Annotated in this window: 17 protein-coding genes and 1 other annotated feature (1 of these 18 running past the window's edge); of the genes, 8 read left to right on the top strand and 9 right to left on the bottom strand. The window is 50.7% G+C overall.

Going from position 1 to position 21,527, the window contains the following annotated elements; all coding sequences use genetic code 11:
- Nucleotides 1-88 (bottom strand) — a binding site (T-box leader); it reaches 165 nt to the left of the window's first position.
- Nucleotides 89-269: 181 nt separating this feature from the next.
- Nucleotides 270-1,175: an AraC family transcriptional regulator gene (locus PV433_RS02160; protein ID WP_332070558.1), complete on the top strand. Its 906-nt coding sequence runs from the start codon at nucleotides 270-272 to the stop codon at nucleotides 1,173-1,175.
- A gap of 135 nt (nucleotides 1,176-1,310) precedes the next feature.
- Nucleotides 1,311-2,282, top strand: coding sequence for a phytanoyl-CoA dioxygenase family protein (locus tag PV433_RS02155; RefSeq protein ID WP_332070557.1), 972 nt, complete (start codon nucleotides 1,311-1,313; stop codon nucleotides 2,280-2,282).
- Between the two features lie 88 nt (nucleotides 2,283-2,370).
- On the opposite strand, the gene PV433_RS02150 is transcribed toward PV433_RS02155, so the two are convergent.
- Complete coding sequence (locus PV433_RS02150) at nucleotides 2,371-4,134, bottom strand: glycoside hydrolase family 35 protein (protein WP_332070556.1); 1,764 nt, start codon at nucleotides 4,132-4,134, stop codon at nucleotides 2,371-2,373.
- Between the two features lie 218 nt (nucleotides 4,135-4,352).
- Complete coding sequence (locus PV433_RS02145; protein WP_332070555.1) at nucleotides 4,353-6,716, bottom strand: WG repeat-containing protein; 2,364 nt, start codon at nucleotides 6,714-6,716, stop codon at nucleotides 4,353-4,355.
- Nucleotides 6,717-6,897: 181 nt separating this feature from the next.
- Here PV433_RS02145 and PV433_RS02140 point away from each other — a divergent pair, with 181 nt between their 5' ends.
- Nucleotides 6,898-7,797 carry an AraC family transcriptional regulator gene (locus PV433_RS02140; RefSeq protein WP_332070554.1) on the top strand — a complete coding sequence of 300 codons (900 nt, stop codon included), beginning with the start codon at nucleotides 6,898-6,900 and terminating at the stop codon, nucleotides 7,795-7,797.
- Nucleotides 7,798-7,940: 143 nt separating this feature from the next.
- On the opposite strand, the gene PV433_RS02135 is transcribed toward PV433_RS02140, so the two are convergent.
- The gene (locus PV433_RS02135; protein WP_442951466.1) at nucleotides 7,941-8,435 is read right to left on the bottom strand and encodes an SRPBCC family protein; all 495 of its coding nucleotides are present in this window, start codon (nucleotides 8,433-8,435) and stop codon (nucleotides 7,941-7,943) included.
- A 253-nt stretch (nucleotides 8,436-8,688) separates the two neighbouring features.
- On the opposite strand from PV433_RS02135, the gene PV433_RS02130 reads away from it, so the two are divergent.
- Nucleotides 8,689-10,005: an ABC transporter substrate-binding protein gene (locus tag PV433_RS02130; RefSeq protein ID WP_332070552.1), complete on the top strand. Its 1,317-nt coding sequence runs from the start codon at nucleotides 8,689-8,691 to the stop codon at nucleotides 10,003-10,005.
- 85 nt (nucleotides 10,006-10,090) lie between these two features.
- On the opposite strand, the gene PV433_RS02125 is transcribed toward PV433_RS02130, so the two are convergent.
- Complete coding sequence (locus PV433_RS02125) at nucleotides 10,091-10,831, bottom strand: HAD family hydrolase (protein ID WP_332070551.1); 741 nt, start codon at nucleotides 10,829-10,831, stop codon at nucleotides 10,091-10,093.
- Nucleotides 10,832-10,841: 10 nt separating this feature from the next.
- Nucleotides 10,842-12,224 carry a metallophosphoesterase family protein gene (locus PV433_RS02120; protein ID WP_332070550.1) on the bottom strand — a complete coding sequence of 461 codons (1,383 nt, stop codon included), beginning with the start codon at nucleotides 12,222-12,224 and terminating at the stop codon, nucleotides 10,842-10,844.
- 159 nt (nucleotides 12,225-12,383) lie between these two features.
- Between PV433_RS02120 and PV433_RS02115 the strand changes: the two genes are divergently transcribed.
- On the top strand, nucleotides 12,384-13,571 hold the full coding sequence (locus PV433_RS02115) for a GntR family transcriptional regulator (protein ID WP_332070549.1): 1,188 nt from the start codon (nucleotides 12,384-12,386) through the stop codon (nucleotides 13,569-13,571).
- A 335-nt stretch (nucleotides 13,572-13,906) separates the two neighbouring features.
- Here the strand turns inward: PV433_RS02115 and PV433_RS02110 are convergent, their stop codons facing one another.
- Nucleotides 13,907-14,467, bottom strand: a complete 561-nt coding sequence (locus PV433_RS02110; protein ID WP_332070548.1) for an AAA family ATPase — start codon at nucleotides 14,465-14,467, stop codon at nucleotides 13,907-13,909.
- Between the two features lie 294 nt (nucleotides 14,468-14,761).
- On the opposite strand from PV433_RS02110, the gene PV433_RS02105 reads away from it, so the two are divergent.
- Entirely contained in the window at nucleotides 14,762-15,661 is a 900-nt protein-coding gene (locus tag PV433_RS02105) for an EamA family transporter (RefSeq protein ID WP_332070838.1), read from the top strand.
- Between the two features lie 2 nt (nucleotides 15,662-15,663).
- On the opposite strand, the gene PV433_RS02100 is transcribed toward PV433_RS02105, so the two are convergent.
- Entirely contained in the window at nucleotides 15,664-17,067 is a 1,404-nt protein-coding gene (locus tag PV433_RS02100) for an MFS transporter (protein ID WP_332070547.1), read from the bottom strand.
- A gap of 100 nt (nucleotides 17,068-17,167) precedes the next feature.
- The gene (locus PV433_RS02095) at nucleotides 17,168-17,593 is read right to left on the bottom strand and encodes a MarR family winged helix-turn-helix transcriptional regulator (RefSeq protein ID WP_332070546.1); all 426 of its coding nucleotides are present in this window, start codon (nucleotides 17,591-17,593) and stop codon (nucleotides 17,168-17,170) included.
- A gap of 337 nt (nucleotides 17,594-17,930) precedes the next feature.
- Here PV433_RS02095 and PV433_RS02090 point away from each other — a divergent pair, with 337 nt between their 5' ends.
- Entirely contained in the window at nucleotides 17,931-19,295 is a 1,365-nt protein-coding gene (locus PV433_RS02090) for an FAD-binding oxidoreductase (RefSeq protein ID WP_332070545.1), read from the top strand.
- A gap of 55 nt (nucleotides 19,296-19,350) precedes the next feature.
- Here PV433_RS02090 and PV433_RS02085 read toward each other — a convergent pair whose 3' ends face one another.
- Nucleotides 19,351-20,274: a UDP-N-acetylmuramate dehydrogenase gene (locus PV433_RS02085; protein WP_332070544.1), complete on the bottom strand. Its 924-nt coding sequence runs from the start codon at nucleotides 20,272-20,274 to the stop codon at nucleotides 19,351-19,353.
- Nucleotides 20,275-20,509: 235 nt separating this feature from the next.
- Here PV433_RS02085 and PV433_RS02080 point away from each other — a divergent pair, with 235 nt between their 5' ends.
- Nucleotides 20,510-21,418: a P-loop NTPase gene (locus PV433_RS02080; RefSeq protein ID WP_332070543.1), complete on the top strand. Its 909-nt coding sequence runs from the start codon at nucleotides 20,510-20,512 to the stop codon at nucleotides 21,416-21,418.
- Nucleotides 21,419-21,527 lie beyond the last annotated feature (109 nt).

The following is a 21,527-nucleotide window of genomic DNA, read 5'->3' as shown; positions in this document are numbered from 1 at the left end:
TTTCGGGGGAAGCACCCGGCTCCTTTTCACCGGCCGGAGCTCTCTGTGCAGGTACGTTCTCCCCTACTCTTCTCATCATCGCGTTTCAAATATTGCTATTATGATAACAAATCATTCCCTAAGATGTAAACCACTATTCGGATCCAGCGAAAACTTGAGGCGTCTGCAGCCGGGTCCCGCGCAAGTACAAGCCGGTTTCCGTTTTCTCGACTCCGGACAGACGGTATAATGGGAGAAACCATAGCCAAAAAGAAGGAGCCGGTATCCTGATGAACAATCGCGAGATCCGATTTCACCGCGCAGGCGACGTCACCGTAAAAGCCGGGCGCCATCTCGGACCGAGACGGTTAACCGACTTCGAGATCGTCTATTTTCCGGTGGGCTCCCGGACGAGGTACGACGCCGACGGCACGGGACATATTCTCGATTCTGCTTGCGTCCTGCTTACGCGTCCCGGCGAGCTGCACGAGTACCGCTTCGATCCGGACAGCCCGTGCCGTCATCTGTTCGTTCATTTCGACGTCGCCCCGCCGTCCGGCTTGATCCATTATCGCCTGCTTAAGGACTTTCAATATAGCGTAATCCCGGTGCAAGACCGCTCGCTCATCCCGCAGCACATGAAGCAGATGCTGTATCTGTTCCATCTGAAGCCGCCCAGGTGGAGATCGATGGCCGAGAAGCTCTTGCTGTACATGCTCGAGGAGCTGGAGAGCGGACTGGAGACGGAATCCGAATCCGGCCGGTATGACGAGAGAACGATGCCTCCTCAAATATCCGGAGCGCTGCAATATATCGAGGCCCATTCCAGAGAGCAGATCGAAGTGGAACAGCTGGCCCGGCTTGCCGGATGGAGCCACGAGCATTTTACACGGACGTTCCAACAGCATGTCGGGCATGCCCCGAAGCACTGGATCATCAGACGTAAAATGAATGCAGCCGCTCAGCTTCTGCTGCAGCGCACCGACAGCATCAAGCAGATCGCGCGTGATCTCGGCTTTGCCGACGAATATTACTTTCACCGGCTCTTCCGCCGGACGACGGGAATGACCGCGACCGAATATCGGCGAAAATATGGGGACGCCCGGATGCGGGAGCTTGCCCCTCCTGACGATTGGGGCCGGTTTTACCCGTTAAACCACTACTTCATTCTGGACAACCCGGGGCCGGATGAATAAATAAGCAGGACCCGTTCTGCTACAATCTGCTGACGATAAGATCAAATTTGTCCATCATTGTTTCGCCTTCGTACATTGCCGGATTTCTCCGTTTCCTTGACAATAAAGATATCCGAAGGAGAGGGGTACGAAGGAATGAGCGAAGTAAAACCTCAAGAACGTATTCGTTACACAGTATCGGTCGATCAGTATGTTGACTACAACAAAAACGGCTATTTGCTCGTAAAAGGGTTATTGGCAAAGGAAGACACCGAGCGGCTGCTTAGCTGGACGGACGATATTTACTACGGCCGCGTTACGGAACTCGATCATCTGTCCCGTGAGCACGCCTGGATGAGGGGAACGAACAAAACCGAGCGGCTCTCCTCCGCCCGCATGCATATGCCACATCTGCACAATAAGACGGCGGAATGGGGACTGCTGCATCCCCTACTGCTGGACGTACTAGAAGCGTTGATCGGTCCGGACGTCCTCGCTTTGCAATCGATGCTTTTCTTCAACCCTCCGGGAAAAGGCGGCCAAGGCTGGCATCAGGACTCGTTCTACATCCAGACTCAGCCGGACAGCCTGATCGGTGCGTGGATCGCACTGGATCGGGCCGACGAGTCCAACGGCTGCCTGTGGTTCGCCCCCGGCTCTCATCATGAGCCGATTTATCCGCCGCCGGAGGCAAGGAAAGGTTACGTGCATGCCGACGAGCGGCACATTCAAGGACTCGTTCCCGCCAGCGCTCCGAGCAATCTGGACGATTCCGTCAACAATTTATCGGAGATCGCCGCGAAATACGGAGAATCGGTTCCGGTCATCGCCGAGCCGGGCGACGTGCTGTTTTTCCACTCTCATCTGCTCCATCGGTCGTACCGCAACGAAACGGCTGACCGGTTCCGCCGCGCTTATGTGCTGCATTATTGCAACGCCCGTTCGTGGGTGCCTTGGAGCGGCTCCAACGAAAACCATATTTTGGCCCGGGGACGCACGCACCTGCCCTACGCTGTGCCCCAGTTGGGAACCGCTGTGGAGCTGTCGCCCGAGTCGGTGCCCGGCGACGACTCCGGCTCGATGATGGTCGCGATGCCCGGCGGCGATATGGGCAAGATGGAAATGTAGGCGGATGTCCTTGCATGAAGATGATCTGCTAAAAAAAACGAGCTCTCACCTCCGGAATTTGGAAGATGGGGCTCGTTTTGATTTTTGTTTAAGCGGTCGGACCGAGATCGGGAACGTCCTTGAACTCGATTTCGGCGGTTTCCGTCCCGTGCAGCTCCAATATTACGATCTCGTTGTCCCCCGCACGGAGCAGCGGTCCGGGCACATACAAGCTTTTCTGCGGACCCTTGTTCCAGTAACGGCCGATGTTGAAGCCGTTCACCCAGACGACGCCTTTGGTCCACCCGTCCAAGTACAGAAACGTGTCGGCCGGATGATCTGCCTGCAGCGTCGCTTTGTGGAAGACCGGGCCTTGCTGTCCGCTGGCGGTTCCGGCTTCAAACGTCAGGCCGGACAAATCGTCGAGCGGCAGTGTGCGAATCGTCCAATCGAACAGGAACTGATAACCGAACCGGACCCCTTCGGTAATCCCTTTGCGGTCCTTCATATAGGAACCGTAGTTGATCCGGCCCATATTCTCGACCAAGATGCCGAGCTTCACGCCTTCCTTCGGAACGTCGAAAGACACTTTCGTCTCCGGGTCCCATCGCTCGATCGTCCCCGCAAACCGGTCGTCCACGAATACGAGCGCCCGGTCGGCGACATCCTGCAAGTTCAGCTGATGCTTCTCTCTCGGTCCGGAAATGCGGGTTTCGTAGTAAATAAAACCGTAGTTTTGCCCGAGCTTCTCCATCGGATGCGGATATACGGAAGCAATCGGCTCAGACAAGACGTCCAGACTGCCGAAAAGTCCCTTCTGCCGGTCCGTCCGGATTTTCCCGTAAGCACGCTTGGCGATTGGCTTCGGAAGTTCCGCTCCGGGCGCGAATCCGTAACGGGCCAGCACGTCGCGCACCGCGTAAAACTTGTCCGTCGGATCTCCGGCTTCCGTCAGCAGGACGTCGTAGTCATAGCTCGTAATCGTGGGCTGGAACTGGTTGGGCGCCGGACAATTCGCACCGCTGTAGAAGCCGAAATTCGTACCGCCGTGGAACATATAAAAGTTAACCGAGCCGTTATCCTGCAGCATCTCTTCCAAAACCCGCGCGACATCGCCCGCATCCCGCGTATGATGGTGCTCGCCCCAATGATCGAACCAGCCGTTCCAAAATTCCATGCACATGACCGGACCGTCGGCCTCGTATTCGCGCAGCTTCGCGAACGCTTCCCCCACCCGGGAACCGAAATTGACGGTCGCGAGAACGCCCGGCACCGTTCCGCCCTGCAGCATCGAATCGGTCGGACCGTCCGACGTGAACAGGAGCACATCGATGCCGCGGCTGATCATCCCCTGCCGCAAATAGTCCAAATACTTCGTATCGTTGCCGTAACTGCCGTATTCGTTCTCAATCTGCATCGCGATGATCGGGCCGCCGTTCGTCGACAGCAGCGGCTTGAATTTCGGCAGTAATACGTCGTAATAAGCGTCCACCCGATCCAGAAACGGCTTATGGAAGCAGCGCAGCCGCATATCCGAATCGGCCAGCAGCCAGGCCGGCAATCCGCCGAACTCCCATTCCGCACAAATATAAGGGCTTGGCCGGACGATCACATGCAATCCGAGCTCGCCCGCCGTCCGGATAAACCGCTCGATATCGGCAATCCCTTCGAAGTTATACTCTCCCGGCCGGGGCTCGTGCAGATTCCAGGCGACATACGTTTCCACCGTATTGAAGCCGCATGCTTTCAGCTTTTGCAGCCGGTCATGCCAATACTCGGGGACGGTGCGGAAATAATGAATCGCTCCGGATATAATTCGTAACGGCTGGCCGTCATACGTAAATTGTCCGTTTGTAGCTTCCAACAGTGGCATTAGCAGCGCCGCCTTTCCATCGTATGTCGTTAGACATGTTTATGTTTTTATCATATCCAAGCCGTCCATTTGACACCATGTGCATAGCGTCCGTTTTTTTGACCATTTGTGCTTGGTTAATCTCACTTTCATAGCAATTGCAAAAAAGGCCGCCCCGGTTATAGGGACAGCCCAATCCAATATTTAATAATTGCTAAGTCATTCAGACTCATTCTTACTTATTCCATCGACGCTCCATATTTCTCGTCCAATAGTACCTTGGCCTCCTGTTGTTCCTCTTCCGTACCGTATGCTGCGGCCAATTTTAAGCTGTATACTGCAAAACTCGACATGCCTTTCATTTCGCCAAACGCGATCCCCGCATCATAATACGTACCGTTCGTTAATGCATGGTTGAGCAGCAAGTACGGATCGGCTTCGGCCGCTTTCCGGTATACCTCGGTTTTCTCGGCACCAACCAAACGTTGATCGGCGGCGTATAAATGATAATAAGTTGCAGTACGTGCATTGATTTGACCGGCCTTCTTTGCCATGGCAGCCGATTCGGCCCACAGCTCCTCCTGCTCGAACATTTGAGCAAGCTCGCCCAGCAAGACCGCATATTCCAGATAAGCGGCATCGTTGTCCGGTTCCGATTGGAATATCGCTGCATATTCCGCTTCGACTGCGTTAAAATGCTCTTCGATCTGAGCCGCCATCTCCAGTTGGGTTTCGAGATCCGCATTTTCGAATGATTCGGCCCACTGTGCAAAGTCGTCCCACGCCTGTTCCATTCCCATCTCCGTCAGGTCAACGGGGGCGTACTCTGTTACGTCCAATAAAGCGACAACGTTTCCTTTCAGAAAAGAAGCCGGAACGTACAAAACGTCTTCCCAGATGAACGAAGCAGCGGCTAATTCCACTTCTTTTCCATTCACTTGCGCTACTGCTTTGTCCGCTTGCAGATCAATCGATAAGCCAGGCCGCTTTGCCGTCAATGTTAACGATTCGGCGTCCCACTCCGCTTCCATACCTACACTTTCCAGTACGCTTTGTGCAGGAACATAGGTAACGCCTTCGATAACCGATGGAAGATGGTTCAGCTCCAGCAGCTTTCCGTTTACTTCAATTGCTTTGCCAGCTGCCCAAATCCGCACGTATTCGTTGCCGTTTGCATCGCGAGGGACAACTTCCTTCCCCTGCGAATCGACATAGTAGCTGCGGCCCCCGGATTGCACGTAAAACAGACCGCTTGCCGATCCATAAGCAAACTCGTATTCCGGGCCGATAACCCAATTGCCTTTCACATCGATATATCCCCATTGATTTGCCGATTGGGCCGGCCAATAGCCGTGACGCCCGGTACCGATCATATCGAACTTGGAGGGGACTATCGTTTTGCCGGTTTTGTCGATCAGACCGTACAGTTTGCCGGTTCTCACAACCGCCAAACCGTCCTCGAACGAACCTGCATGATCGTAACGATAAGGGATAACGGTCTCTCCGTTTTTATCGATATAACCCCACTTGCCATCTTGCTTGACGGCAGCCAAACCTTCATTAAAATCTCCGGCATCTTCATATTGCAGCGATATGACTTCTTCCCCACGTTTATTGATGTAGCCGTAGCTGTTTTTTCTCCCGATCTTGGCCAAACCGTCGGAAAACGGCCCCGCATCGTCATTGTCCGGATACAAAACGTATATACCGTCCTGATTCATATAAAAGAACGATTTGCCGTACGTGGCTGCACCGTATCCTTCACTGAATGGGAGCGCATAATTGAAATCCGGAGCTTTCAGCAATTTCCCGGATTGTTGCAGGTAGCCCATCTTCAGCTCGCCGTCTACATATTGACCTACAACGGCAATCCCTTCCTCAAAGGCGGATATCGTATCGTATTGGGGCAAGATCGCCATCGTCCCGGTTTCATCGATATAGCCCCACTTGCCGTCCGCTTTTACGGCGGCGAGTTTCTCCGCGTATGGCAACGCTCCGTCATACTCCGCTTCAATGACCACTTTGCCCGCTGTGTTCATATAGCCATACTTGGAACCTACCGAGAACGGAACGAGTTTAGAATCTTCTTTGTTTTCTTCGGCCTTCTTCAGACTTAAATCTACATTTATCGTCCGTTTTCCATCAAACTCGGCCTTGTACCCGATCTTCTCGAAGAAATCTAATGGGTAACACGGATAATCTCCAACCAGATGAACCGTTACTTCCTTGCTAAGCGTAAATTCGGATTGCTTAATCTTATCTTTATTCAGTACCGTTACTTTAGAACTGCCGATTTTCATCTCATAAGTCATCGACTTCTGGTGGTCGGTTATTGTAACTTTACCACCGGCTCCGCTAGTATGACTTAATATGCCGCCCATCCGCTTGAGCGAAAAAGCCGGAATTTTGATACTCCCGTCTACTTCTACAAACGCAGCGGAAAAATAGTCGGACACCACTTCATCGTACGTGTTTACGTAATGATAGGCGGTCACTCCCGTTTCGTATACCTTTACCTTCGCTTCGGCAGCACTTGCGGCCGGGACCGGCAAGCACGCATACAGCAGCACACTGGCGATCCATACAAGCAGAATTCGTTTCACTCCCATTCCCTCTCCCTTTTCTGCCATTATTATCTATTCCTTTGCCAAGTGTAACATCAGTAGGTATTTTTATCCATAACTTTCTTCCTACTCACTCGTCTTCTTTCGACCAATTGTGCCTAATATTTGTCCGGCTTGTGATATGATAAAGCATACAAAATATTCGGCCGGGGTGAACACGATGGATATCGAAGTATACTTTCCTAACATGACGAGCACGCTGCAAATATCCGGATGCGGGTTCGGCGTCAAGCCGCCCGGCTGGTCGTATCCGATGCATCATCATCATCTGTTCGAGCTGCTGTACTGCTTCAGCGGCGAAGCGACCCAAGTGATGAACAATTATGAGCTTACTCTACATTCGGGCGATTGGATTATCGTCAAATCCGGGGCTCGTCATCAGACCGACAACCGTTCCGATTCCCCCTACTCGTTCTTCAATATCCACTTTGACGTCGACGACCCGGAGCTGCGCAGACGGCTCGGCGGGGTTGATTGCGGATACTTGTCCAGCTCGGAAGCCGAAACTACGGGGCTCCCGGGATATATGAAACGGATCGAGCGAATCATGACCGCCGGTCTGGTCGGTGAAAGGGACCATCCAGCCGGGATGCTGGCTTTACAGCAGCTGGACCCATTACTTAAAATCGAGCTGCAAGCCTGCATCCTGCTGATCGTTAAAGAAATCGCCGAGCAGAGCGCCTCCCTGACGCCAACTGCGATCCAGAAACGCCCGTCGGCCGCTTCGTCTCTGGAGACGGACATTGCTCATGCGGTAGAAGAACGGCTCCAGCGGATGGCTTCCCCCGAATCCGAGGACTCCATCGCCCAAATCGCTAAAGAAATGCATATGAGCCGCAGCCAATGCACGAAAATTTTCACAAAAGTATACGGCGTCTCGCCGAGGCGTTATGTGAGCCTTCTGATCGCCAATCAGGCGAAGCATCTGCTCGTTACAACGAGCTTGTCGATCGAAGACATCTCGATCCGGCTCGGCTTTCGCTCGCTCAGCCACTTTTCCCGGCAGTTCCGGCGGTGGACCGGCACTTCGCCTCTGCAATATCGTCCCAAACACGAATGACAAGATAGGCTATACTCGCAGTAGTGCCGCAAAGACAAAAAAATAAAAGCCTGATTTCTCAAGCTTTTACCTCCGACACGAGCCGCTGTCGCAAGCAGCTCGTCTTGTTTTTATTCTGTAATTTATTTGGCAAAATCGCTCTTTTAACGGTTAACGTGGGCGTCGGGCGCTTTGTCCGCAACGAGGTTTAAAGTTATGTTGTGCTCCAGCAGCACTTTCAGAGCACAAAGCACCATTGTATACCCTCCCATCGAATCGATGGCTTGGCTCACCATCTCGTCCCCGGTTCCGGCAAATCCCGAATTGGTAATCGTTACGTAGGTTTCTTTGTCCGCGCGCGATGTAAAGATCCATTCGACCCGGGTGTTATCCGACGATTCGATCCGAATACGCTGGTTCGTCACCATTTCCGTTACTACGATCTCATCGTGTACGCCATACATCTCCCAATCCCAACGGATACGTTTTCCTCGTTCCAATCTTCCGCTGCTCTTCGTAAACCAAAATTTCGTCGTTATTTCCGGGTCGATAAAAGCTTCAAACACTTCAGCAACCGGCCTGCGAATAAGCATCTCCGCTTTCACGACCGGCACTTGATTCAATGTCGCCAACTTGGATATTCTCCTTTCGTCGTCCATGATCGTTCCAATTATAACACATTGATAGTCCTATTATTTCTTCCCGATTGCGTATATACACCTGCCTGCTTAAGCCTTTGTACGTTACCGGGAGGATCCCGGTCTCGCGAAAAACGAAATCAATATAACAAATATACAAGTTGAATGCATATTTAATACGTATTTGACAAAAAAACAAGTTAGTTTTTACGGTTCGCTTTTATACTGATTACAGATGTACATCTGCTACATAAAATCATGCTGGAGGCTGCAAATGATGACGAAACGACTTACTCTGACCGGCACTATCGTAATATCGATCGCCTTGGCGGCAAGCGGATGCGGAAGCCAGACGAACTCCGTCAGCAGCAACGCCCCTGAGACGAAGACAAAAGCTAACGAATCGAATACGCCTGTAACGTTAAAGGTGTTCCAAAACGGTGCCGAAATCTCCGACGACGATTTCAAACTGCTGTTCTCCGATCCGGTCAAGAAAAAGTATCCTCATATCACTTTGGAGATTACCCGCCCCGGCAAAGACGTTACACTTAACAGTTTGCTGGCGGCTCGGGAAGTGCCCGATCTGCTTTTAACGCCGAACTCGGGGATTCTGGGCTTAAAGCAGTTGGACTTGCTGACGGACATCACGCCTTACGTGAAATCGTCCGGCCTTAATCTGTCGCGGTTCCAGTCCGTGGCTATCGATGCGGTGAAATCGGAGAAAGGTGAATTGTACGGGCTGCCCTATGCGATGCAATTTAACGCTCTCTACTACAATAAAGACCTCTTCGACAAGTTCGGCAAAAGCTATCCGAAAGACGGCATGACCTGGGAGGAAGCCGTCGAATTGGCCCGTCAGTTGACCCAGCAGGACGGCGGCGTTCAATACCGCGGTCTGGACCCGGCCAGCAGTTATGTGATGAGCTTCCCTTATTCGCTTACGTATGTGGATGGCGGCACAGACAAAGCCGGCATGAATAACGACAAGTGGAAACAAGTGTTCGAGCTGACGAAAACCATCCTTACGATTCCCGGGAACGTACAACCGAGCCTGGAGCCTTCCGCCGCCGCGTCCGGCAATCTGTTTATTAAAGAAAAAAACGTAGCTATGCTGGCTTCGACAAATCTGATTGCGCAGATCGGAAGCGCGGCGAATACAGTGAACTGGGATATCGCTCAGTACCCAAGCTATAAAGACAAACCGAATATTTCCGGGAAGCTCGACTCCCACAATATTATCGTATCCAAAACGACTTCGCATCCGGAAGCGGCGATGAAGGTCATGGAAGTCGTCACCTCGGACGAAGTCCAGTTAACCAGCGCCAGAAAAACGGCAAGGATGTCGCCGCTTACAAGCGACGAGCCTAAGAAACAGTTCGGCGTGGAAGTTCCGTATCTGAAAGGGAAAAACGTCCAGTCTCTCTTCAAAAGCTCGGTCTCCCCTTCACCGGTATATTCGGTTTATGAATCCGACGGCAAAAAGATCGGCCAGCAAGCGTTCCGGGACTACGCAGCCGATAAAATAGACCTCAATACCGCGCTGAGACAAGCGGACGAAGAGATCAACCGGGTGATCAGCACCAAGAAATAACGACGGAAAGTATTCAACGCTAAACAAAGACGCCTCCAAAACCACTTCAATCGTGGCGCCGGAGGCGTCTATTTGCTTCATAACATTAAGATAAAAGGACTTGCTCGATAACCTTGGCAACGCCATCTTCCAGATTGGTAGGCGCTATCCGATCGGCGGCCTGCTTTACCGGTTCTTGAGCGTTCCCCATAGCAACCCCCAAACCCGCAGCCCGGATCATCGGAATATCATTCAGGCTGTCGCCGATCGCAATCACTTGCGACATCTCGATGCCGATAATCGAACAAACTTCTAACAAACCGCTTGCTTTGGTGACGCCCGGCGCATTGCATTCCATATTGGTCACATGGGAGTTGCTGATCTCGAACATTTTCCACGACACGATCCGCTCCCGAACCGTTCGAAGTTGTTCCGGATCAGAGCTGCGAATCGCAAATTGAAGCCATTGGGCGGTTGTCACATCGGCGGGCACATTGGATCGGTTGATGCGCCCCCCGACCGTATGCGCCCAGAAATCCAGCTCCTCCCGATTCGATTCGAGAAGTTCAAATAATTTGGCGACCGAATGCGGGGACAGCTCGCGCCTGGAGTGCAGGTCGCCTGGCGCATGCCATACTTCGCTGCCGTTATTAATAACTAGCGGACAATCGATCTCCAGCTGCTCGACTATACTTGTCACATCGGAGATTGGCCGTCCGGTAGCGAGAGTAATCTTCATGCCGGCCCTCCCCGCCGCACGTATCCACTTCACATTTTCCGCCGAAATCGATTTGTTTTTGTTCAGCAGTGTCCCGTCCAGGTCAAGCGCAATTAGTTTGTAAGTCATTTTAATCTCCTCAAGATCCGAAAGTAAGCTCGGTTTTTACGGTTTGATGCGGCGCGATTTTGGCGAGCGGAGCGTTTCCCCACCGATCCCAGCGATCCGTATTTGCATAATAGCCGGATACCGTACTCCGAATCCAGCCATCATCCGTTTCAATCTCAAGTACGAATCCGCCGATACACATCGGTTCATCCCCTGTCGTGATTTCGATTCGGTTATGGACTCCAAGAAAATGCCAGTATTTCGCTTCGATGCTCATATATTGCCGGCTGTCAAAGTACTCCAGCTGCTGAAACACTCCGACCTCTTCCCCATTCAAGCTTACCCGGTACGCTCCCGGCGTCCGGCAGTTGGAGCCGGCAGCCCGAAGCCGGACCGATCGGATGTCACCCAGTTTTGGCAGCGGAAGTCCGCTTGAATTGCCAAATTCCGGCTTTTGGGAGAATAACACTTTCTCGCCCCGGTCCCTCCATGTCAACTGTCCAACGACGCCATGCCCCAAAACGTGCCAATCCGCTTGTACCGTTTCGCCATCCACCGTAATGGACCACCAGCCCGGAGCCGAATCCTCCAAATAGCCCCAGCCCATCTCAAATGCCTCCGGCTCAGGCAGCAGCGGGCGAACGTCGCTCAAGCAAACAGGTGCGCGGTCGGGATAACCGAGCACGGAGCTTTTCAGTTGGGGTAGCCAATACTCTCCCACCCGATGCAAAGCGGATATTTGATTGTGGGTGTGTCCACAAAAATAAGCGTCTACCGGATGTTCGGCTAATTCACGAAGTACGGTTTGCGCGAAGTCATAATGGGTAAAAAACGGTCTGCCTACACAAATAAGCGGAGGATGCGAAAACAAAAAGACATGCTCGTATTTTTGGGATTCGGCGAACGACTTACGTATAAATTGTTCCTGCTGATCGCCTTGGACGAATGTCGTATAGTCTAAAACGATAAATAAAGAGTTCGCTTTCTCGAACGTATAATACCCCCTTGTCACCGAATCGGTACCTAACGCTTTGGCAATAGCCGGATACACGTATTGCAGAACTTGCTCCTCCTCGCGTCTTCCCACGACGCCATCATGCGTCCCGAGCGCAAAGAAAACCGGCGAGTTCAACCGTTCCAGCAGCTCCATCGCTTCTCCCATTTCCCGAAGTCCGCTTGCCTCATCATCGCAATGGCCTTGGATGATATCACCGGTTTGGATGACAAAATCAGGTTTTAACCGGGCAATTTCCTCGATAATTCTTGGCGTTACATGGCGCGTCATCCACAAGTTCCGGGTAATATCGGCGGCTTCCGTCACCCCTTTCGGCTTGCCGTTTAACGCTTGCTGATGCGACTGCTCCTGTACGTAATGCAAGTCCCCCATGACGACAAATCGCAAAGGTTGGTTCATCCTCTCAGCGCCTCTTCTCTCAAGTTGATTATTTGTAACTATTCATATATATTTGTTTATATCAATAAGACAAGTTTATTTTCTATGACATCCGGTGTCAATCCGTTAACAATAATAATACAATAGACCGCAATATAGCCGGGAAAGAAGGTCGCGACCGTGACAACTGAACGTGCCTCATCCAAAAGCAGCTCCGATTCCAAACAAGGAAGCCGCACGCCTCTATACAGACAGATCAAAGAATATGTACGAAACCAGATCGAACAGTCCGTATGGCTTGCAAACGATAAGATCCCGTCTGAGAACGAAATGGCCGGGCAGTTTAAAGTGAGCCGGATTACGATTAAAAACGCGCTTCAAGAATTGATTGAAGAAGGTTTGATCTACCGTATACAAGGAAAAGGAACGTTCGTAGCGCAAGACAAGCTCGGCGAGCCTCCCGTTTACCGTCCGGAGAAGCGGCAGGGCGATTTGACGGTAGCCTTTTTGATGCCGCGTATCGATAACCGATTCACTGCGAATCTGCTGCACGGAATCGAAAACCAACTCGCAGATGAAGAAATCCACCTGTTATTTCGCACAACGGGCGATTCGCAGGAAACGGAAAAAGAGCTGCTGAATCAAATTTTTCGCAGCGGTGTAAACGGGATTATCATTTATCCGGCACAGGGTCAAAGTTATAACGAGGAGATTTTGAAGCTAACCTTAAACGAGTTTCCGGTTGTTGTCGTTGACCGTTATTTACGAGGAGTGGAAACCAACTACGTATGCTCCGACAACGTAACGGGCGCATTTGAAGCGACCGAACACTGTTATCGTATGGGGCACCGCCGCATCGGATTTATATCCACTCATGTGGAAGGAACATCCAGCATTGAGGACCGTCTGACCGGATACGAAAAGGCGCTTTCCGAGAACGGGATATTAATTGACAGGTATTTACGGTTAACTGATCTGGAGAGTAAGCAGGTGAACCGTATTTTGCAGGACGGAGCAAGCGATCCGGCGAGCAAGGAACGAATCGTTCAATATTTGGAGAGGAATCCGGAGCTTACCGCCGTTATTGCGGTGAACTCTTCCGTTGGCCTGACCGTAATGGAAGCGGCCAAACAATTGTCGCGGCGCGTCCCTGAAGACCTCTCCGTAGTTTTTCTCGACGATTACGAGCTGTCCGCTTTTTCCGCGATTCCGCCTACCTTTGTAAATCAGGAGGAATATACGGTTGGACGCGAAGCCGTGAAGCTGTTAGTTTCCGTGATGAGTAACCCGAAGCAAAAACGCCGCAAAATCGTCGTCCCTACCCGACTGGTGGTCCGAGCTTCTTCGTCCGCGCGTCCTGAGGAGTAATAATAATTAGTAATGAAACCCTATCCTTGCTAGTTGCTTTGTTTGCATTATCTCCGAGAACTCAGTTGTATTCGATTTTTACTCCATTATGTCGGTATTTGCGTTTATATGCTTCTCTTACAGTTTCATAGATTTTCAGAGAGTCGCTGCTCGTCCATTCAGCGTTAAACGGACTGGCGGTTATATAGATGTTCCCTGGTTCGTTTTTCAGCTTCTCTCCATGCTTCAATACAGAAAGCTGGTAGCTGTAATCTGTGGCAGATTGGATACAAATGATGAACTAACGTAAAGAGCGAATCCGAATCAGATTCGCTCTTTACCTGCTGACAGTACGCCTACAATTGAAATTGTTCCTGAATCATCCTAGCCACTTCCTCCGGACTGATTCTCGTATTATTGATCCTCATATAATTTTCCTTTTGGATCTCCCCTTCATACGAGTTCAATCTATACTTATCCATCGAGAGGAGCAGATCTTGTTCGGAAAACTCAATATTTCGTTTAGTCGGTTTGTGAAGCAGACGGTTCGGGCTTTTGTTGCGCTCCAGTCTTTCCTCCACATCCGCTTCCAGCTCTACATAATACACGACACCGCCCTTGGACTCAAAAATGCCGCTGATCTTTTGCACATAGTTCCAATCCGCCTGCATATCCAGAGCCCACACATACGTAAAAATTAAACCGGGCAAGTCGCTCTTGGCCACTTCTTCGAAAATTTCTTGCCGGAACAAACCAACGAGCCGTTTTCCGGCTGTACTCCCATAGCTGAAAAAGTTCGAAACGAGATCGATCGTCATATGATTATGAAACAATTTCAGACCGGTTTGTTTCGCCAGCTCCTGCCCCACCGTCATTTTCCCTACAGCCTGCGGGCCGAATATAACAATCAGCTTCATAAGATAAGTCCTCCTATCCGTTTTTTCTCCAATAAATGGGTTCCAAAGAGGTTATTGTATCCGATTATGATGGATGGGCAGGCGCAAATCAACCGTTTTCACCGAAATTCTTCCAGACTCGTTCTCTAAATGGATGTTGACAACGTATAGGGTTGCTCTTATACTGTAATGGAATTTGAATAATAAAACCTGTTACAGGACGTGGACTTTTCTAGAGGAAACTCTATTTTCGCCACACGATTGTCTTTTCGACAAACGTGTGGCTTTTTATTTTGCAAAGGAGGACAGAGGATGATGAAAACTTGGCATTACGCATGTATTGTTTTTCTGGGCGGATGCTGTTACGGATTGTTATCGACCTTTGTCAAACTTGCTTACTCGGCAGGTTTTTCAGTTTCAGCAGTTTCAGGCGGCCAGTATTTATTCGGGGCTTTGCTTTCCTGGTTATTGGTGGTGGTTACCAAAAAACGGAAGCTGTCGTTCAAACGGATCTGCCAGCTGCTTTTATCCGGCATTCCATTTGGCTTGACAGGCGTATTTTATTACCAGTCCCTGCAATCGTTGAACGCTTCGCTCGCCATCATATTTTTATTTCAGTTTGTTTGGATTGGCACGCTTCTGGAGTGGATCGTGTATAAGAAAAAACCGACTGCAGGAAAAATGATCTCGATTGCCGTGCTTCTGATCGGCTCCGTTCTCGCCGCTAATGTCGTTTCAGCCGGCGGAATCGTTCTTTCCTGGAGCGGAATGGCTTGGGCGCTGCTTTCGGCTTTGACATTTACTGCATTCATTTTTCTTAGCGGTTCCGTCGGGAAAGATACGCCTCCGGCCCAGAAAAGCGCTCTGCTGTCCACCGGCGGTCTTATCGTTGTGTTTGTGCTGCTTCCGCCGACGTTTTTGCTGGATATGTCCGTATTGGCGGGAGTTGCGCCGTATGGACTGCTTCTCGGTTTTTTTGGCGTCGTACTCCCGCCTTTACTGTTCTCGATCGGAATGCCGCGGATCGGACCAGGGCTTGGCACTATATTAACAGCCTCCGAGCTTCCCGTTGCGGTATCCATGTCCGCTCTCGTATTGGCTGAACATGTAAGCCTGATGCAATGGATCGGGGTTGTGCTCATCTTGGGCGGCATAGCGGCCGGAAACGTATCGCTTACTCCTAAAGCTTCCATACGCAAGAGTTCTGCGCCTTAAACTTAAATGGAAGTGCCAGTTGCTGCTGCTTTTTGAATGCGGAACGAAAACACAAAGCTTCCTATCATGAAAAGCAGCTGAAGCGACAACGCCAGCAAGACGCCGGTAAATAAGTCCCATTGCAACGTCTGACTCATCGCGATTAAAGCTCCCCCTACGCCGATACTGATCCCGGGGCTAAACGCATCCATGAACTGAATGACGGCGGAGACCTCCCCTTCTTCACCGGCACGGGCATGCTGCAGCGCAATAGCGCCTGTCGTCGGATTGGCTAATCCGATGCCGAAGCCTGTGAATAGCTGAGAGATCACGGCATACCCCAGAACTCCTCCCGGCAGCGTGATCGAAGCAATTACAAATACGACCCCGACAATCATAATACCGGTACCGGCGATCACACGCTTTGTTCTTCCTGCGCCCCGATCTCGTTCATCCAGTTTGGATTGCAGCCAGGCGGCGGTGGACCAGCTCAGTGCGCCTGCGGCAACAATCAATCCTGCCAGATCTGCCGATAACCCCTTCACCTCCGTCAGCGCCAATACCACATAACTCTCCGTTGCAACGTAACAGGCTACATACAATCCCCTTGTAACGATCGTTGCGGGCAGCCCTTTTTGGACGGTAAACGTTCCTTTGGGCAACAGGTTGCGCAAGGGGTGAATCATCAGGAAGATTCCCGCTATCGTGAGCACGATGCCTTTCCAATCCGTAATCCAGCCTAACCCGCTTAGCAGCAGCCCGGTACCAAAAGTTAAAATAAGGGCAAACCCCTCTTTGGAAAAGCCTTTATGGGAGGAGGGCAGACTCGATCTAACCTGCGTTTGAAGCTGACGGAAGGAAGGAAACGTGAGAAGGATCGCCAGACCGATCAGCGGAAGAACAATCCAAAACACGACTCTCCACGATAAAGTTTCAGCCAGAAGTCCCGCCGCATAAGGACCGATTATGGCCGGCATAATGTAGGCGCTTGAGAAAGCGGCCAATATCTTCGTTCTTAGCCTGTCCGGATAGCTTAAGGTGATGCTGTAATACACGCAGGTAATCATCGCGCCTGCGCCGAATCCTTGGAAGGCTCTCCCAGCGATGAGCATAGGCATATGAAAAGAAGCAGCCGCAACCGTTATGCCGATCACGAAAAGGAGAATCGATAAAAGAAACGAGGGATAAACGCCTTGTTTTTTTATCTGCTGGCCGATAATCATGGAGCCTACGATTTGCGATAATAAAAACGAGCTGAATATCCATCCGTACAAATGCAAGCCGTTTAAATGCTGTGCTACATTCGGAGCGATCGTCGTAATCGCCAGCCCTTCAAATGCCACGGTGGTAACGGCTAGAATGATCCCGATTGTCAGAGCCCGGTAAGGCTGGTCAAAAATACTGACTTTCTCCTGATTTGCTTTCATGTTCTCACACTCCACACCTTCTCCAAATACCCGCCACAACGATAATGGTCATAGCAACTATATAACCGAATTTATTGTTCGCACTTGGAATCCTAAAAACTTACAAATCTTTCACATTGTTGTACATCACAGAGAGAATTCTCCGGAACGTCTCCACTTCTTCTTCGCTTAATCCTTCAACTGTTTTTTGGTAAGCCTCAATCGATGGTTCGAGAATTTCGTCCTTAATTCCGTGTCCTTTCTCCGTCAAATAAACGCGCAGAGATCGTCGGTCGGTCTCATGCGTCACGCGATAAATAAACCCTTTCTTCTCCAGCTTAAACAACATCCGGGCAATATTGGTCTGATCCTTGTACAATCGTTCAGCGAGCTCTTTTTGCGTAATTCCCTCCCGTTCCCACAAAATTACTAAGATCTCCCATTGATCGACGGTAATATCAAAGGGATTAACCACTTTTTGATAATAGTTGTTCAGTTTCAGATCTGCCCTGTGAACGATAACACCTATATATTTTTCTAATTCCAATGGAGGCCTCCACGATAATCGGCGTGATGATAGTTGCTGTGACCATTATATGTTCAACAATGTGACGTGTCAATGCTAGATGTGCCGTTCATCAATTCGTGCTATCGGGAGAATTTTGATAGTTCTAACCCTTTACAGCCTGTGCCGCGTTCCTTGCCCGTAAATAGGCTCAAAAAGAATGAACCCGCGTGCTAGGTTACGTTCGATTCTTATATTACACATATTATAATTATATATTGACTAAGTATTCTATGTCTCCTATAATGATCACTGTTCCACCATCTGCCAGAATGATTACCGGAGCGGTGGCCAATTTATTTCTTTGGAGGGATACTCATTGTTCGAGCAATTACAGGATCAACTGATCGGGCGGCTCCTCGTCCCGGGTGAGGAAGCGTACGACGAAAGAAGAAAAGTCTGGAACACCGCTTATGATAAATATCCGGCGGCGATTGTCGTCTGCAAATCCGCTGCGGACATTGCCGCTGCCGTGCAATTCGCCAAAAAAGCAAACCTGGAAGTGACGATCCGCGGCGGAGGCCATCACGTAGCCGGAACCGCGGTGAGCGACGGCGCGCTGATGATTGATTGTTCCGATATGCGCAAAGTGACCGTCGATCCGGAGCGTCGAATCGCTATCGTCGAACCCGGCGCCACACTGGGCGACGTGGATGCGGAGACGCAAAAATTCGGTCTGGCCACACCAACGGGAACTGTAACGGAAACCGGCATCGCCGGACTCGCTTTATGCGGCGGGACCGGTTACTTGAGAGGCAAATACGGCTTGACGAGCGATAATATCCGCTCTGCGCGGATGGTTACCGCTGATGGCGAGGAGATTCAGGTGAGCGATCAGGAACATCCCGATTTGTATTGGGCGATCCGTGGCGGCGGCGGCAACTTCGGCGTGGTGACGTCCTTCGAGTTTAACCTGTATCCGCTTGGACCTGAAGTATTGTCTGTCGACGTGATGTACGACTATAACGATGCAAAGCAGGTTTTGCGCAACGCCCAGGCATTTTTGCGAAAGGCGCCTGACGAAGTATCGTTTAACATGATGATCTTCCAAATGCCGGCCGCCCCGGGTGTGCCTGAATCATTGCACCATAAACGAGTCATCGTTATAGCCGGATTGTATGCCGGTGACAAAGCCGACGGGCACGATGCCGTTTTACCGCTGCGTGAATTGGCTAAGCCGATCTCGGATCATACGGGAGTAGTCCGGTATACAGAGCTGCAATCCCGGTTTGACTTGGCGGCTCCAAAAAATGTCGCTGTTGCCGGAACGTCGCTGTATATCCAAGAGTTTAACGAAGAAGCGATTGACGTTTTGCTGGCCCAACTGGAGCAGCCGCCTAGAGCGTCCCTTCTCGTTCAATTCTGGGAATGCCACGGTCAGATGAATCGGGTTCCTTCGGATGCTACGGCGTTTGCCGTTCGTGATGCCTCGTTCCTCCTGTGCTTCGATGTTGATTATCCGACGGAAGAGGAGAAGCTGTGCAAAGATTGGATCGACTCCGCTTACAAGTCGATGCTGCCCTATTCGACGCGTCAAGCGTCTTATCTCAATACCGTAAGGGCCGACCCGCAAATTATTAGAGATACATACGGGGATAACTACAAGAAATTAGCGGCCATTAAACTAAAATACGACCCGACAAACTTTTTCCGGCATAATCATAATATTCAACCGCAAGGTTAGCTCCATCACGACAATACTCCACTTCAAGTTGAAGTGGAGTATTTAACATAGACACTTACAAGATAGCTACTTCAGGCTCGGGAATAAACCCGTAGTGCAGCTCAATAGCTTCCGACAACGTATCCTTCAAGGCAAGAATATCGGATGCGGTTGCTCGGCGAACATTCAATATCATATTGCCATGGTAGGGCGAAATGACGGCTCCGCCGCAAGATAACCCTTTTAGTCCCAGCCGATCGACCATAGCGCCGATGGATAGGCCGGCCGCGTAGTTGTTTTTGAAAAATGAGCCGCAAGAGCGGAACTTGAAATGCCGCTTCTCCGTCCGGTATTGTTCGATATGTTTCATAGGCTCAGGTATACGAATCTGCTGGGAATGGAGCTTTTTTATTTCCCGGGAGAAGTACGAATAAAACGTAAATAAGGATGACAGGCTGTTATCGTCAGCCGCTTTCTGTCGGGTCAGCAGTCGGCTCAAACTGCCAGCTAACTCCCCTGCCTGCTCCGGCACCCGGAATTCTGCCCCTACGATAATCCAGGGCTTATGCTGAAAAATCGATTGTTTATAGGCAAATAAACAATCCTTCGCATGGATGGTTTGCAGCGATAACGCCGGGTCGTCCAGGTCGATATAATATACCGTCTCGATTTTGTCGCCAATCTGCTCATCGTAATATTTCGCGTTCATATAGATTCCTGCACCCAGACAACCCGGAAGCAAGTACGTAAACTGAAACTCCGGCGAACCCGCAAGCAGTCCGGCAAGAGACAGCATGGACAGCGGAATGCCCGAAGAGACGAACCACCTGGAACCGCTCAGGGTAATGTCGGTCATGTTTTTCAACGAAATATACAAAGTCCCCGGCTTGGGCGAATCGGGAAATAACACGTTGGAACCCATACCAAAAACAACGCGCTCCATCCCGTACGATCGGCTCGCGTCCAGCACACTCAGAAGTTGTTCAACGTTAGCCGGCATTACAAAGTAATCCGCAACTCCTCCGATCCCATAAGAGGTGTGTTCGGCTAATCTTACCTGGCGTTTGCATATCCGGTTAAAAAGTTCGTTGCGATTATTCATCATCGTGAATCAGACCTTTCCCATCTAATGCTGTATAATTTACACTTATTATATGTATATATTGACTATGTGTCCGATATTCATTACACTGTAGCTGTGCGTTGCCCCATTTCCTGCATAGGCGGTGTTAACATTGAATAAAGAGTTGATCCTGGGAGCGATTCGCCACATCCAAGATGATGACTACAAGCGGCCGCTCGCGGAACTCGGTTTAATTCGCGATATCGTCAGCGCGGAGCATCACGTTGCGCTTACCCTGCTCCTGCATGCGGATGATCCGGACAAGCGGGAACAATACCGTACCGATCTGCAAACGGCACTACATAAAGCCGATATCCCTGACGTTCATATCCGCTTGAAAGTGATTACCAAGGAAGAGAAGGATGCAATCGTCGCCCATCATCTTAAAATGTACAAACCATCGTCAACACCGGACAGTATGTCCGGAACGTCCCCGCTGCTTTCTCCAGATTCCAACGTTCACTTTATAGCGATAGCAAGCGGAAAAGGCGGTGTCGGGAAATCGACGGTTACCGTCAACCTGGCCCTTGCTCTGCAGCGTTACGGCAAACGGGTCGGAATCATCGATGCCGATATATATGGCTTCAGCATTCCAGCGATGTTAGGGATTCACGATAAACATAACAACCGACCGGAACGGATCTCCCCCATCAATTGCAGCGGGGTTCAAGTCATGTCAACCGGATTTTTCGTATCCGATAACAACCCGGTCGTATGGCGCGGGCCGATGCTCGGAAAAATGCTCTCCACCTTTTTATATGAAGCGGTATGGGAACCGCTGGATATGATGTTAATCGATCTGCCTCCGGGAACCGGGGATATCGCGCTGCAGGTACACCAGAAAATTCCGCAATGCTCGGAGCTGATCGTGACGACTCCAAGCGCTGCGGCCTCTTATGTAGCCGTCCGTGCCGGCAAGATGGCGATGCAGGCGAATCAGCGAATTATTGGAGTTATCGAGAATATGTCCTATTATGCAGATCCGTCGGGACAAAAACATTATCCTGAATTTCGAAAGTGACTCTTTCTGAAAATATGAAAAAGGGCTCAAATCTTTGGTAGAATGGTGTTTGCCTAGAACAACATCACCCAAAGAGAGGAGCACCTTTAAGGTGAAGTCTATCACACCC

This window comes from Paenibacillus sp. GYB004, from assembly GCF_036577605.1.
GTDB lineage: Bacteria > Bacillota > Bacilli > Paenibacillales > NBRC-103111 > Paenibacillus_AB > Paenibacillus_AB oceani.
Note: the sequence above shows the minus strand (reverse complement) of the source record. Positions and strands in the feature narration are given on the sequence as shown.